This window comes from Duganella sp. BJB1802 (assembly GCF_013369445.1).
Taxonomy (GTDB): Bacteria; Pseudomonadota; Gammaproteobacteria; order Burkholderiales; family Burkholderiaceae_D; genus Rugamonas; species Rugamonas vulcania_A.
Window position 1 is genome coordinate 1 of sequence record NZ_JABWEF010000023.1, and the last position, 12,940, is coordinate 12,940.

Sequence of the window (12,940 nt, forward strand, 5' to 3'; positions counted from 1 at the left end):
GGCCGAGGCCGCGGCCATCGCCGCCAGGTTGACGGCCAGCGGCGCGGCCACGCCGCTCATGGCCAGCATCGAGGCGCGTTGCAGGAAGGCGCGGCGGGAAGAGTTGGTGGTCATGGCGGCTCCCTATGATTGAACGAGGTATTCCGGCGCGGCCATGACCAGCGTCAGCGCGGCGTAGATGCGGTTGTGCAGCGCGGCGTCGGTCTTGGCGGACATGGTGTCGATGGCGCCGCGTATCAGGCCGACGCTGGCGCTGCTCAGCTGGCCGGCCGCCAGCACCACGTTGATTTCGTCGACCAGCGCCTGGCCGTTGGCGGCCAGCGGCAGCAGGCTGCCGTAGTCCGGCAGCACGTCGCCCACGCCCTTGCTGACCGCGCGCTGCATGTAGTTGACGTAGCCGACCACCGAGGTCTCATTGGTCAGCTGGAACTCCGGCGCCACCAGCCCCGCCTTGGACACGGCGCTGTTGGGCGGCACGTAGCCGGGCCGGTAGAAGTTGAACACCGACGGCGAGCGCAGCGGACTTTGTCCCAGCCGGCTGGACGCGTCGCTGGTGTTGCCGATGGCCCAGGCGTCCGTGGCGGAGTTGGCGTTGTAGGCGCGCGCCCAGCCGATGAAGCGCAGCATCGGTTCGCGCAGCTTGCCGGCGCCGGGCACGTTCAGGCTGTCGGCGCGCGCCTCGGGATCGAGCAGCAGCGCCCGCACCACCGCCGCCAGGTTGCCCTTGACGCCACGGTTGTCGCTGTTGAACACGGCGGCCACGCGCGCCACGTAGGCCGGCGAGGGATTGCTGGTCACCAGTTTCTGGATCAGCTGGCGGCTGATGAAGGGCGCCACGTTGGGATGGGCGTAGATGATGTCGAGCGCCGCCTTCAGCGCGTCGGCGCCGGACAGGCCGGCCGGCACCGTGCCGCCGAGGAAGGTGGAGGCGCCGGTCTCGTGCCGCTTGGCCACCTGCGCCATCGGCCGGCGCAGGAAGTCGGGCGTGTTGGCGTCCAGGCCGGCCATGTCGAAGTCCCAGCCGGTGAACACGCGGGCCAGGCCGGTGATGTCGCTCAGGCCGTAGGTTTCGATGGGCGCGCCGTTGTTGTTCAGCTTGGGTGTGCCGTCGAGGTTCAACTGGATCAGGCCGATGCTGAACAACTGCATCAGCTCGCGCGCGTAGTTTTCGTCGGGCAGGGCGCCGGTGGTGGGGTTCTGCTTGGCGTTGCCGCGGAAGGTCAGGTACTGGCCCATCGGCGCGCTGGTCGAGATCGCGCCCAGCAGCGCGCGGTAGTTGCCGAAGGCGTAGCCCTCCAGCAGGTCCAGGTAGGCCGCCGCCGAGAACGCGCGCCAGCCGGCGCCGACCAGCCCGTCGATCGCGACCACGCAGATTTCCGACAGCGCCAGCGTGACGCGCTGGCGCAGCGTGTCCGGCGCCGTGATCAGCTTGCGCCACGCGCAGGCGTCGAAGCCGTTCTCGGAGTTGCGGTTGGCGAGGGCGTTGTAGCCCTTGGCGACCAGCCAGTCCCAGCGGGCGCCGGAGCGCGGCGCGGCCAGCTGGGCGTCGATCCAGCCGGCGTAGCCCAGCGATTGCACCTTGGCGATCTCGGCGCGGTTGGCTCCCATCGAGGCTTGCGCCAGGAAGCGGGCGGCGGCGGCCGGAGTTGGTGTCGGGGTCATGACTGTGATCTCCAGGAAGGGGCTCAGACATTGCTGTGTGGTAATTTATGCCGAGTCCGCTTGTTGTGCCATCGAAATTTTGTAACGAAGCATTTCGCCGCAACGTTTGCTTGACGGGATGCACACACTTTGCGCCGCAGGCTTGCATTTCGCGCCGTGCCGCTGCATTTCGTCGCATCGCGAGCCGCGCCGGCGCCGCGCCCGGCATAGTGGCGTCACCTTAACCAGCCATGCGGAGCGAATCATGATTGCGCAAATCGTCAGCCACACACCAACCTACGTCTGGGCCTTGCTGGCCTTCCTGCTGTACCGCGGCGCGCTGGCCAGCCGCGACCGCGAGCTGGCGATGCGGGCGCTGTTCGTCATCCCGGTGGTGATGATCGGCCTGTCGTTGTCGAGCATGAACGGACACGGCGCGCTGGGCAGCGGCGTCTGGGCCGTGTGGCTGCTGGGCGTGCTGGCCGGCGCGGTGGCGACGTGGCGACTTGGCAGCGGCGTCCCCATCATGGTCGACCGCGCCGCCGGCACCGTGCGCCAGCGCGGCAGCTGGTTGCCGCTGATGCTGATGATCGCCATCTTCTGCACCAAGTACGCGGTGGCGGTGACGACGGCCATGCATCCCGAACTGGCGCAGAACCCGTTGTTTGCCGCGACGGTCACCTTGCTGTTCGGCTTGTTCAACGGTGTGTTCGTCGGCCGCCTGGCGCGCTACGTGGCAGCCTGGATGGCCCAGCCGGAACCCGTTGCGGCTTAATGAATTTGCAAGTTTCCTTGTGGTGCGGGGCAAGAGCTTCTACAATTCGCGGCATCGATGAAATGTTGGAGTTGGCCTCATGACCATATTTGGAATTGGATTGCACGTGCTGGTGGCGATATTCTTCGCCGTCCACGTGATCCGCAGCGGACAGCAGATGTACTGGCTGATGATCTTGTTCATGTTTCCCGGACTGGGCAGCATCGTCTACTTCATCGCCATCTACCTGCCGGACTCGAAACTGAACCACGGCGCCCGCAAGGTGGTGACGGCGGCGGCCCGCACGCTCGATCCCGGCCGCGAACTGCGCGAGGCGCGCGACGCCTACGCCTACACCCCGACCGCGCAAAACCAGATGCGCCTGGCCAGCGCGCTGCTGGAGGCGGGCAACGCCGACGAGGCGGCCGCCACCTACGAAGCCTGCCTGCAAGGGCCGTTCTCCGGCGACCTGGAGATCCGCTACGGCGCCGCGCGCGCCACGCTGGCTTGCGGCCGCGCCGCCGCAGCGGTGACGCATCTGCAAACCATCCGCGCCGCCGACGCCAATTTCCGTGGCGAGCAAGTGTCGCTGCTGCTGGCCCAGTCGCTGGCGGCGGCCGGACGCCAGGACGAGGCGAGGGCGGAGTTCGAGTTCGCACTGGGCCGCTACAACAGCTTCACCGCGCAGGCCGAGTTCGCGATCTGGGCTGCCGGCGCCGGCGACGCGGCGCGCGCCAACCAGTTGCATGCCGAGCTGCAGCGCACGATGGAACGCTGGACCCGCCACACCCGCGACTTGAACCAGGAATTGATACGCCGCCTGAACGCGGCCATGGCCGGCGTCAAGCGCTGATCATTTTTGCCGGGCGCTGTGGCCCGGGTTGTAGGCGCCGCCGGTCGCGGCGATGGCCTGGTTGAGCTTGGCCATGGTCTCGGCCGGTACGTCCTTGCTGCACAGGATGTAGCGCTTCATCCCCGGCGGCATGTCGGGGAAATCGCGGCGCACCGCCGTCTGCGGCGTGGTTTCGCGCGCGCGGAAATAGTCCCAATCCTCGCGGTCCACAAACATGAACGAGGCGCGCCCCACCGTGAGCATACGCATCATCAGCGTGGCCTCCACCGTGCGGCTCATGATGCGGTTCTTGCTGCCCTTGATCATCTGGTCCAGCGTCGGGCCGTAGGACACGCCGTCCACCAGGCCCAGCGTCAGCTCGGGATCGCTCAGCAGCGAGCTCAGCGTGGGATGCGCGGCCACCTTGTCCACGTAGGCCGGCGCGATCAGCACGCTTTGCGGCAGGTCTTCGTGGATGGCCGAGCTGAACTGCGCCACCTCCTCGCGCTCGGGCAGCCGGTACCAGCTGATCGAGCAGTAGTTTCTGGCGCCGTGCTTGAAGTTGGCCCAGATGCGCTTCTGCGGCTCGGTGATGAACTGCGCGGGGACGCCGGCGACGTTGAAGATATTTTTGACCCGCTCCAGCAGGAAGCCCTTGGGTTCGCCGTTCTCCTGGTAGTGATAGGGCGGCTTGTCGCGCCACACCACGGTCAGCGGCTGCGGTGCGCACCAGGCGCCGCCGACCGAAAGCACGCCGGCGACAAGGAGACTGCGTTGAAAAAAGATACGGAAGGTCATGCGCCGATTATAGGGCTATCCGCTGTGCCAAAACCATAAGTGTGGCAGACTGTTGCTCCTTTGATAAATGGGAGGACCATGAACGCCTTGTTGCCCGCATTCGTCGCCGCCAGCGACGTCATCGATTTTCACCATCCCGACGTGGAGCGCCTGGCGCGCTCGCTGCGGGCCGATACGCCGCGCGCGACGGCGCAGCGCTGCTTCGAATGGGTGCGCGACCGTATCGAGCACAGCATCGATTACCAGCGCGACGAGGTCAGCTGCGACGCCTCGCAGGCGCTGGCGCTGGGCACCGGCCTGTGCACGGCCAAGAGCCATCTGCTGGTGGCGCTGTTGCGCGCCAACGGCATTCCGTCCGGCTTCTGCTACCAGCGTTTGACGCTGCGCGACGCCGGCTCGCCGTTCTGCACGCACGGCCTGGTGGCGGTGTGGCTGGAGGAGGGCGGCTGGTATCGCTGCGACGCGCGCGGCAACAAGGCCACCGTGCATTGCGAATTCACGCCGGGCGCGGAGAACCTGGCCTTCCCGGTGGTGACGCCGGGCGAGCAGCTGTATCCGCAGGTGTGGGCGCAGCCCTGGCCCGAGCTGGTGCGGCGCATGCGCGAGCTGCCGTCGATCGCGGCCTATTGCGAGGCGCCGATCGACGCCGCGCCGCCGGTGGGCGGCGTGGCGGTTACGCTGGATTGACCGCGCCGCAAATGGGCGGCGTGGCGGCTATGACGGAATGACGGCGCCGTCGAGCGCGTGGCGCGTGATGGCGCCGTGGCTGTCGATGGCGATCCAGCCGCCGCGCGGCGGGTTGGCGTCCGGCTCCCAGTCCGGCAGCACGTAGCGGCGCTTGCCGTCCACGACGTGCAGGGCGGGGCGGTGGGTGTGGCCGTGGATCATGACGTCGGCGCCGGTGGCGGCGAACACGTCGCGGATCGCCTGCGGCGTCACATCCATGATCTCGTAGGATTTGGTGCCCTGGTCCTTGCGGCTGTTCTCGCGCATGCCGGCGATGATGGCCTTGCGCTGCGCCAGCGGCATCGCCACGAACTGCTGCTGCCACGCGGGCTGCCGCACCATGGCGCGGAACTCCATGTACTTGACGTCCTCGGTGCACTGGGCGTCGCCGTGCAGCACCACCAGGCGCTGGCCGCCGATCTCGGTCACATAGGTTTCAGGCAGCAGGGTCAGGCCCGCCGCCGCCGCGAACTGCGGGCCGACCAGGAAATCGCGGTTGCCGGCGATCCAGTAGACGGCCACGCCCGCATCGCTCACGCTGCGCAGCGCGGCAATGATCCGTTGATGAAAGGGATCGCTGATGTCGTCGTCGCCGGCCCAGTATTCGAACAGGTCGCCGAGCAGGTACAACTGCTGCGCGCGCCGCGCGTGCCGCTCCAGGAAGTCGAAGAACGCCGTGCTGGTGGCCGGATGCGCGGGCTGCAGGTGCAGGTCGGAGATGAACAGCGCGCAGGCCTGGCCCGCGCGCATGTTGGCGTCGCTCATTAATTAAGCGGCCAGTTCGATCTTCTCGATGATGATGTCTTCGGCGGGCACGTCGGCGAACATGCCGCTGCGGGTGGTCTTGGCCTTCTTGATGGCGTCGACCACTTCGGTGCCTTCGATGACCTTGCCGAACACGGCGTAGCCCCAGCCGTCCTGGCCTGGGTAGTCCAGGAAGGAGTTGTTCTTCACGTTGATGAAGAACTGGGCCGATGCCGAGTGCGGCGCCGAGGTGCGGGCCATGGCCAGCGTGTAGGTGTCGTTCTTCAGGCCGTTCTTGGCTTCGTTTTCGACGGTCTCGTCGGCCGGCTTCTGCTTCATGCCTGGCTCGAAACCGCCGCCCTGGATCATGAAGCCGTCGATCACGCGGTGGAAGATGGTGTTGCTGTAGTGGCCGGCTTCCATGTACTTCAGGAAGTTGGCTACCGATTTAGGCGCTTTCTCGTCGTTCAGTTCGACGGTCATGTTGCCCTTGTTGGTGGTGATGATTACGTTGGTCATGTTGTTATCCTGAGTAGTTAAAAAATACGGCAGGCCGCTATTTTACAGTTTTGGCTGGATTGGGGTCTTCAAAATCGTCGCCGACTTGATCACGACCGGGATCACCGGGATGTTTTGGAACATGCCCTTGTCATCGACCAGCACGCCCTTGATCTTGTCGACCACCTCCTGGCCCTTGATGACCTTGCCGAACACCGTGTAGCCGAAACCGTCGCGGCCCGGGTAGTTCAGGGCGTCGTTGTCGGCCACGTTGATGAAGAACTGCGAGGTCGCCGAGTTGGGATCGCCGGTGCGGGCCATGGCCAGCGTGTAGGTGTTGTTGGTCAGGCCGTTCTGCGATTCGATCGGCACCGGCGGGTTGGTTTTCTTTTGCTTGAGCTTCTCGTCGAAGCCGCCGCCCTGGATCATGAAGCCGTCGATCACGCGGTGGAAGATGGTGCCCTTGTAGAAGCCGGCCTTCACGTAGGTCAGGAAGTTGTCGACCGACTTGGGCGCCTTCTCGTGGTTCAGCTCGACCACGATGTCGCCCATCGAGGTCTTGATCTCGACCTGCGGCGTGGGGTTGGCGGGCGCCGGCGTGGCCGCCAGCGCGGCGCCGGACAGGGCGACGCCGGCAAACAAGGTCATCAGTTTGGCGAACAGCGATGGCTGGGTTTGGTGCATTGTTGCTTCCTCGTGGTGGTTTGATCAGTGGGGAACTGGCCGACTTGCCAAAAATCCTCAGTCAGATTGGGTCTATGCTGTTTTTATCAATGCTATACTTGTTCATTCTACCCCTTAGAAGGTGGAAAGAATAACACCCGAGTGTCAGCCGGTCTCCAACGCGATACGACGAATGCCAGGTGCGCGCCCACTGCGCCGCGCCCGGTTCTCGTATTGCCCGGGGCCGCGGCACGCGCTTAAAAGAGAATACGCAAGAGCCCGATGAGCAATTTAAAGATTTACAACACGCTGGCGCGTGACAAGCAGACATTCGTACCCATCGAGGCAGGCAAAGTCCGCATGTACGTCTGCGGCATGACCATCTACGACTACTGCCACATCGGCCACGCCCGCATGATGATGGCGTTCGACGTGATGTACCGCTGGCTGATGGCCTCCGGCTACCAGGTCACGTACGCGCGCAACATCACCGACATCGACGACAAGATCATCAAGCGCGCGGTCGAGAACGGCGAGACCATCTCGCAGCTGACCACCCGCTTCACCCGCTACATGGACGAGGACACCGGCGCGCTGGGCATCCTGCCGGCCACGCTGGTGCCGCGCGCCACCGAATACGTGCCGCAGATGCTGGCGCTGATCGAGACGCTGGAATCGAAGGACCTGGCCTATCAGGGCGCGGACGGCGACGTCAACTACGCGGTGCGCAACTTCCCCAACTACGGCAAGCTGTCCGGCAAGTCGCTCGACGACCTGCGCGCCGGCGAGCGCGTCGACGTCAACACCGGCAAGCGCGATCCGCTGGACTTCGTGCTGTGGAAGGCGTCTAAGGACTCCGAGCCGGACGAGGTCAAGTGGGACTCCAAGTGGGGCAAGGGCCGTCCGGGCTGGCACATCGAGTGCTCGGCCATGTGCTCGGCGCTGCTGGGCGAACACTTCGACATCCACGGCGGCGGCGCGGACCTGCAGTTCCCGCACCACGAGAACGAGATCGCGCAGTCGGAAGGCGCGTTCGGCCACACCATGGTCAACTACTGGGTGCACAACGGCTTCGTGCGAGTCGACAACGAGAAGATGTCCAAATCGCTGGGCAACTTCTTCACCATCCGCGACGTGCTCAAGAAGTACGACGCCGAAGTGGTGCGCTTCTTCATCCTGCGCGCCCACTACCGCAGCCCGCTGAACTACTCGGACGCCCACCTGGACGACGCCCGCGTCGCGCTGACCCGCCTGTACACCGCGCTGGACGGCGTGGAGGGCGACGGCGCAGCGCTGGACTGGAGCGAGCCGTACGCGGTGCGTTTCGCCGAGGCGATGGACGACGACTTCAACACGCCGGTCGCGCTGGCCGTGCTGTTCGACCTGGTGAGCGAGCTCAACAAATCGAAATCGCCGGCCGTGGCGCGCCAGCTGAAGGCGCTGGCCGGCGTGATCGGCCTGCTGGCCCGCACGCCGCAGCAGTTCCGCCAGGCCGCCGTCGGCGACACCGACGCTTCCGGCGACGCCGCCATCGACGAGCAGATCGCCAAGCGCATCGAAGCCAAGAAGGCGCGCAACTTCGCCGAATCGGACAAGATCCGCGCCGACCTGCTGGCGGCCGGCATCATCCTCGAAGACAAGCCTGACGGCACGACCAACTGGCGCCGCGCATAATGGTCACCGCCAAGGATAACGAGGGCGCAGGCGGCCCGGTATCGGCCGTGCCGCCGTACTGGGAAGAGGCCAAGATCGAGCTCATGAAGCGGGACCGCATCATGAAAAAGCTGATCCCGCAATTTGGCGACCTGCACCTGGTCGGCCATGACGACCCGTTCACCACCTTGGCGCGTTCCATCGTCGGCCAGCAAGTGACCACCAAGGCGGCCGACACCGCCTGGAAAAAACTGCTCCAGGTCAGTCCGAAGTGCACGCCGGCGCAGATCATCAAGGCCGGCGCCGAGCAATTGGCGGGCTGCGGCCTGTCCAAGCGCAAGACAGAATACATCCTCGACCTGGCCGACCACTTCAAGAACAAGCGCGTCCACACCAGCCAGTGGGACCAGATGGACGACGAAGCCGTCATCGCCGAGCTGGTCCAGATCCGCGGCATCGGCCGCTGGACAGCCGAGATGTTTTTGATATTTAATCTGCTGCGGCCCAACGTTTTGCCGCTCGATGACCCCGGTCTGATCCAGGGCATCAGCCAGAATTATTTTTCCGGCGAACCTGTCTCCCGCAGCGATGCGCGCGAGGTCTCGGCCAATTGGGAGCCCTGGCGCACGGTCGCCACCTGGTACTTATGGCGTAGCCTGGACCCGGTTGCTGTAGAATAGATGCTCTAATCGCTGAGCGAGGCAGGTTCGTGCCCGCATGGCTGAGAATAAACACGGAGGTACAATGACCAAAACGACTTTCCTCAACTTTGAGCAACCGATCGCCGAACTCGATGGCAAAATCGAAGAGCTGCGTTTCGTGCAGGACGATTCGGCTGTCGACATCTCTGAGGAGATCGACCGTCTGGCCAAAAAAAGCCAGCAACTGACCAAAGACATCTACGCCAAGCTGACCCCCTGGCAGGTCGCGCAGATCGCGCGCCACCCGCAGCGTCCATACACCATGGACTATGTGAACGAAATCTTCACCGACTTCCACGAACTGCACGGCGACCGCAGCTACGCGGACGACCTGTCCGTGGTCGGCGGCCTGGCGCGCTTCAACGGCCAGGCCTGCATGGTCATCGGCCACCAGAAGGGCCGCGACACCAAAGAGCGCGCGATGCGCAACTTCGGCATGCCGAAGCCGGAAGGCTACCGCAAGGCCATGCGCCTGATGAAGCTGGCCGAGAAGTTCGGCATCCCGATCTTCACCTTCGTCGATACCCCGGGCGCGTTCCCCGGCATCGACGCGGAAGAGCGCGGCCAGTCGGAAGCGATCGGCCACAACCTGTACGTGATGGCGGAACTGAAAGTGCCGCTGATCGCCACCATCATCGGCGAAGGCGGCTCCGGCGGCGCGCTGGCGATCGCGGTGGGCGACGCGGTGCTGATGCTGCAATACGCGACCTACTCGGTGATCTCGCCGGAAGGCTGCGCCTCGATCCTGTGGAAGACCTCCGAGCGCGCCGCCGACGCGGCCGAAGCGCTGGGCTTGACCGCGCACCGCCTGAAGGCCATGGGCCTGATCGACAAGATCGTCAGCGAGCCGCTGGGCGGCGCGCACCGCGATCCGAAGCAGATGGCCACGCTGCTCAAGCGCGCGCTGGCCGATTCGCTGCGCCAGTTCCACGGCATGAAGACCAAGGACTTGCTGGAAGCGCGTCACGAAAAGCTGATGAGCTACGGTAAGTTCAAAGAAACCACGCCGCAAGAGTAAGCGCGCGGCACGACACCACGACCGGGGGCGCTTGCCCCCGGTTTGCATTTTGGAGCAGCAATTGAAGAAGCAACAGATCCCGACCCTGTCCTCAACCTTCGAACAGGCCGTCACGGCGGCGCTGGCGCAGCGGCAGGGCGCTCCGCGCATGGCAGTGGCCCTCAGCGGCGGCCTCGACTCGTCGGCGCTGCTCCACCTGGCGCACGCCTACGCGCAGGCGCATGGCGTGGCCTTGTACGCCTTCCACGTCCACCACGGCCTCAGCGCCAACGCCGACGCCTGGCTGGCGCACTGCGAGCAAGCCTGCGCCGCGCTGGGCGTCACCTTCGAGGCGCGCCGCGTGCAGCTGGCCAACCAGCAGAAGAGCGGCACCGAGGCGGCCGCCCGCAAGGCGCGCTACGCCGCGCTGGGCGCGCTGTGCGCCGCGCACGAGGTCAAGCTGCTGCTGACCGCGCACCATCTCGACGACCAGGCCGAGACGGTGCTGCTGCAACTGCTGCGCGGCTCCGGCCCGGCCGGCCTGTCCGGCATGGACGCGGCCAACGCCGCACCCGAGCTGCTGGCCAATCCCGACCTGGTGATGGCGCGCCCGCTGCTGCCGGCCTCGCGCAAGCAGCTGGCCGCGTATGTGGCCGCGCACGACATCGCCTACATCAATGACGAGTCCAACGACGACCCGCGCTTCGCCCGCAACGCGCTGCGCCACAAGGTCATGCCGGCGCTGGACGAAGCCTTCCCCGGCTTCCAGGAACGCTTCGCGCGCAGCGCCCAGCACGCGCAATCGGCCCAGCGCCTGCTGACCGAGCTGGCGCAGCAGGATCTGGCCCTGTGCCTGGTCGACGACTGCATCGACATCGCCAAGCTGCGCATGCTGAGCCTGGACCGCAGCTACAACATGTTGCGCTACTGGTTCGGCACGCGCCAGCTGCGCATGCCGAGCGCGGCGTGGCTGTCCGAGATGCTGGCCCAGCTGCTGGAGGCGCGCGACGGCGCCCAGCCGCTGGTGACGCATCCCGATTGCCACGTCAGGCGCCACCGCGACCGCCTGCACATCACGCCCAAGCTGGCCGACCTGGAGGGCACGCGCGAAGACGAGTTCGACAAAACGCCGGGCACCACCTTCCACTGGAGCGGCGAAACCGAGCTGGCCTTCCCGGCCTACGGCGGCGTGTTGCATTTTGACTCCGCCGGCGCGGGCGAGGGTGGGCTGGATGCGGACTGGCTGCGCGGCCAGCCGCTGCTGATCGAATTCCGCAAGGGCGGCGAGCGCCTCAAGCCGGCCCACAACCGGCCAACGCGCGGACTCAAGTATCATTACCAGGCGCTGGACATCCCGGCCTGGGAGCGTTCGCGCCTGCCGGTGGTGAGCGCCGGCAGGCAGGTGTTGTTCGCGGCCGGGGTTGGCATGGATTGCAATCATCTGGTGGATGAAGGGGCTTCACGCTGGCGCCTGCGTTGGCAGGCTGTATAGACAATCGGGCGCATCTGCCGAATTTTGTATGTAGATATGTCTATTCGGTATGACATTATGAGTTTTTTGACTTGTTATTTTGCAGTGCGGCATGTAGAGTTAAGGGTTCCATTTACCTTTATTTGAGCGGAAAACTCACTGTTATGGCTTTAATCGTGCACAAATACGGCGGTACGTCGATGGGTTCGACGGACCGTATCAAGAACGTGGCGCAGCGTGTCGCCAAGTGGCATGACGCCGGGCACCGCATCGTCGTCGTACCGTCGGCCATGTCCGGCGAGACCAATCGCCTGATCGCGCTGGCCAAGGAAATCCAGGCCCAGCCCGACCCGCGCGAGCTGGACATGATCGCCTCCACCGGCGAGCAGGTGTCGGTCGGCCTGCTGTCGATGGCGCTGCTGGCGATCGGCAAAAAGGCCGTGTCCTACGCCGGCTGGCAAGTCGCGATTAAAACCGATTCCGCTTTCACCAAGGCCCGCATCCAGTCGATCGACAACGAGAAGGTCAACCGCGACCTGGACGACGGCAAGATCGTCATCATCACCGGCTTCCAGGGCGTGGACGACGACGGCAACATCGCCACCCTCGGCCGCGGCGGCTCGGACACCTCCGCCGTGGCGATCGCCGCCGCGATGAAGGCCGACGAATGCCTGATCTTCACCGACGTCGACGGCGTCTACACGACCGACCCGCGCGTGGTGTCGGAAGCGCGCCGCCTGAAGGCGATCACGTTCGAGGAAATGCTGGAACTGGCGTCGCTGGGCTCGAAAGTGCTGCAGACCCGCTCGGTGGAATTCGCCGGCAACTACCGCGTGCCGACCCGCGTACTGTCGTCGCTGACCGACCCAATGCTGGACCTGGAAGTAGAAGCCAACTCGGGCACCCTGATTTCGTTTGAGGAAGACACACACATGGAACAAGCAGTCATCTCCGGTATCGCGTTCAACCGCGATGAGGCCAAAATCACCGTGCTGGGCGTGCCAGACCGTCCAGGCGTGGCGTACCACATCCTGGGCCCGGTGGCCGACGCCAACATCGAAGTCGACATGATCATACAGAATCAGTCGGTCGACGGTAAAACGGACTTCACCTTCACCGTCTCGCGCAACGACTACCAGCGCGCCATCGACGTGCTCAACAGCACCAAGGCGGAACTGGGCGCGGCCAGCATCACCGGCGACGCCAAGGTCTCCAAGATCTCGGTGGTGGGCGTGGGCATGCGCTCGCACGTGGGCGTGGCCTCGCAGATGTTCCGCACCTTGTCGGAAGAGGGCATCAACATCATGATGATCTCCACATCCGAGATCAAGATTTCGGTGCTGATCGACGAAAAATACATGGAACTGGCCGTCCGCGCGCTGCACAAAGCGTTCGAATTGGAGAAGGCATAAATTTTTCGAAAAATATCGTCGGGTAGCCTTGACCAAAGTGGTCTCGCTCT

At 65.1% G+C, this 12,940-nt stretch carries 13 protein-coding genes; 8 read left to right on the forward strand and 5 right to left on the reverse strand.

Annotated elements, in window-relative coordinates; genetic code table 11:
• Positions 1-123: 123 nt before the first annotated feature.
• Entirely contained in the window at positions 124-1,662 is a 1,539-nt protein-coding gene (locus tag HUX88_RS27480) for a DUF1800 family protein (protein ID WP_176363809.1), read from the reverse strand.
• Positions 1,663-1,780: 118 nt separating this feature from the next.
• Here HUX88_RS27480 and HUX88_RS27485 point away from each other — a divergent pair, with 118 nt between their 5' ends.
• Both HUX88_RS27485 and HUX88_RS27490 read left to right on the forward strand, forming a co-directional pair.
• Positions 1,781-2,416, forward strand: a complete 636-nt coding sequence (locus tag HUX88_RS27485; protein ID WP_308937153.1) for a DUF6622 family protein — start codon at positions 1,781-1,783, stop codon at positions 2,414-2,416.
• A 79-nt stretch (positions 2,417-2,495) separates the two neighbouring features.
• Positions 2,496-3,248 carry a tetratricopeptide repeat protein gene (locus HUX88_RS27490; protein WP_176363811.1) on the forward strand — a complete coding sequence of 251 codons (753 nt, stop codon included), beginning with the start codon at positions 2,496-2,498 and terminating at the stop codon, positions 3,246-3,248.
• Here the strand turns inward: HUX88_RS27490 and HUX88_RS27495 are convergent, their stop codons facing one another.
• Positions 3,249-4,025 carry an ABC transporter substrate-binding protein gene (locus HUX88_RS27495; protein WP_176363812.1) on the reverse strand — a complete coding sequence of 259 codons (777 nt, stop codon included), beginning with the start codon at positions 4,023-4,025 and terminating at the stop codon, positions 3,249-3,251.
• A 78-nt stretch (positions 4,026-4,103) separates the two neighbouring features.
• Between HUX88_RS27495 and HUX88_RS27500 the strand changes: the two genes are divergently transcribed.
• Complete coding sequence (locus HUX88_RS27500; RefSeq protein WP_176363813.1) at positions 4,104-4,712, forward strand: transglutaminase family protein; 609 nt, start codon at positions 4,104-4,106, stop codon at positions 4,710-4,712.
• A gap of 27 nt (positions 4,713-4,739) precedes the next feature.
• Here HUX88_RS27500 and HUX88_RS27505 read toward each other — a convergent pair whose 3' ends face one another.
• Genes HUX88_RS27505 through HUX88_RS27515 form a run of 3 tightly spaced genes read right to left on the reverse strand, consistent with a single transcriptional unit; the run spans position 4,740 to position 6,677 of the window.
• On the reverse strand, positions 4,740-5,516 hold the full coding sequence (locus HUX88_RS27505) for a UDP-2,3-diacylglucosamine diphosphatase (protein ID WP_176363814.1): 777 nt from the start codon (positions 5,514-5,516) through the stop codon (positions 4,740-4,742).
• A 3-nt stretch (positions 5,517-5,519) separates the two neighbouring features.
• Entirely contained in the window at positions 5,520-6,014 is a 495-nt protein-coding gene (locus tag HUX88_RS27510) for a peptidylprolyl isomerase (protein WP_117009952.1), read from the reverse strand.
• Positions 6,015-6,056: 42 nt separating this feature from the next.
• Entirely contained in the window at positions 6,057-6,677 is a 621-nt protein-coding gene (locus HUX88_RS27515) for a peptidylprolyl isomerase (RefSeq protein ID WP_176363815.1), read from the reverse strand.
• 261 nt (positions 6,678-6,938) lie between these two features.
• Here HUX88_RS27515 and cysS point away from each other — a divergent pair, with 261 nt between their 5' ends.
• From cysS to HUX88_RS27540, 5 genes are all read left to right on the forward strand, one after another.
• Positions 6,939-8,330 carry a cysteine--tRNA ligase gene (cysS, locus tag HUX88_RS27520; RefSeq protein WP_176363816.1) on the forward strand — a complete coding sequence of 464 codons (1,392 nt, stop codon included), beginning with the start codon at positions 6,939-6,941 and terminating at the stop codon, positions 8,328-8,330.
• Positions 8,330-8,989 (forward strand): DNA-3-methyladenine glycosylase, encoded by a 660-nt coding sequence (locus HUX88_RS27525; protein ID WP_117009955.1) that lies wholly within the window; start codon positions 8,330-8,332, stop codon positions 8,987-8,989. The genes cysS and HUX88_RS27525 overlap by 1 nt, the downstream gene beginning before the upstream one ends.
• A gap of 64 nt (positions 8,990-9,053) precedes the next feature.
• Positions 9,054-10,028, forward strand: a complete 975-nt coding sequence (locus HUX88_RS27530; protein ID WP_117009956.1) for an acetyl-CoA carboxylase carboxyltransferase subunit alpha — start codon at positions 9,054-9,056, stop codon at positions 10,026-10,028.
• A 61-nt stretch (positions 10,029-10,089) separates the two neighbouring features.
• Complete coding sequence (gene tilS, locus HUX88_RS27535) at positions 10,090-11,499, forward strand: tRNA lysidine(34) synthetase TilS (RefSeq protein WP_176363817.1); 1,410 nt, start codon at positions 10,090-10,092, stop codon at positions 11,497-11,499.
• A gap of 143 nt (positions 11,500-11,642) precedes the next feature.
• Positions 11,643-12,890, forward strand: coding sequence for an aspartate kinase (locus HUX88_RS27540; RefSeq protein ID WP_117009958.1), 1,248 nt, complete (start codon positions 11,643-11,645; stop codon positions 12,888-12,890).
• Positions 12,891-12,940: the final 50 nt, after the last annotated feature.

Coding starts and splice junctions, on each gene's coding strand:
- HUX88_RS27490 (WP_176363811.1), top strand. CDS start 2,496: ATGACCATATTTGGAATTGGATTGCACGTGCTGGTGGCGATATTCTTC.
- HUX88_RS27500 (WP_176363813.1), top strand. CDS start 4,104: ATGAACGCCTTGTTGCCCGCATTCGTCGCCGCCAGCGACGTCATCGAT.
- HUX88_RS27540 (WP_117009958.1), top strand. CDS start 11,643: ATGGCTTTAATCGTGCACAAATACGGCGGTACGTCGATGGGTTCGACG.
- HUX88_RS27530 (WP_117009956.1), top strand. CDS start 9,054: ATGACCAAAACGACTTTCCTCAACTTTGAGCAACCGATCGCCGAACTC.
- HUX88_RS27495 (WP_176363812.1), bottom strand. CDS start 4,025: ATGACCTTCCGTATCTTTTTTCAACGCAGTCTCCTTGTCGCCGGCGTG.
- HUX88_RS27510 (WP_117009952.1), bottom strand. CDS start 6,014: ATGACCAACGTAATCATCACCACCAACAAGGGCAACATGACCGTCGAA.
- cysS (WP_176363816.1), top strand. CDS start 6,939: ATGAGCAATTTAAAGATTTACAACACGCTGGCGCGTGACAAGCAGACA.
- HUX88_RS27515 (WP_176363815.1), bottom strand. CDS start 6,677: ATGCACCAAACCCAGCCATCGCTGTTCGCCAAACTGATGACCTTGTTT.
- HUX88_RS27485 (WP_308937153.1), top strand. CDS start 1,781: ATGCACACACTTTGCGCCGCAGGCTTGCATTTCGCGCCGTGCCGCTGC.
- HUX88_RS27525 (WP_117009955.1), top strand. CDS start 8,330: ATGGTCACCGCCAAGGATAACGAGGGCGCAGGCGGCCCGGTATCGGCC.
- HUX88_RS27505 (WP_176363814.1), bottom strand. CDS start 5,516: ATGAGCGACGCCAACATGCGCGCGGGCCAGGCCTGCGCGCTGTTCATC.
- HUX88_RS27480 (WP_176363809.1), bottom strand. CDS start 1,662: ATGACCCCGACACCAACTCCGGCCGCCGCCGCCCGCTTCCTGGCGCAA.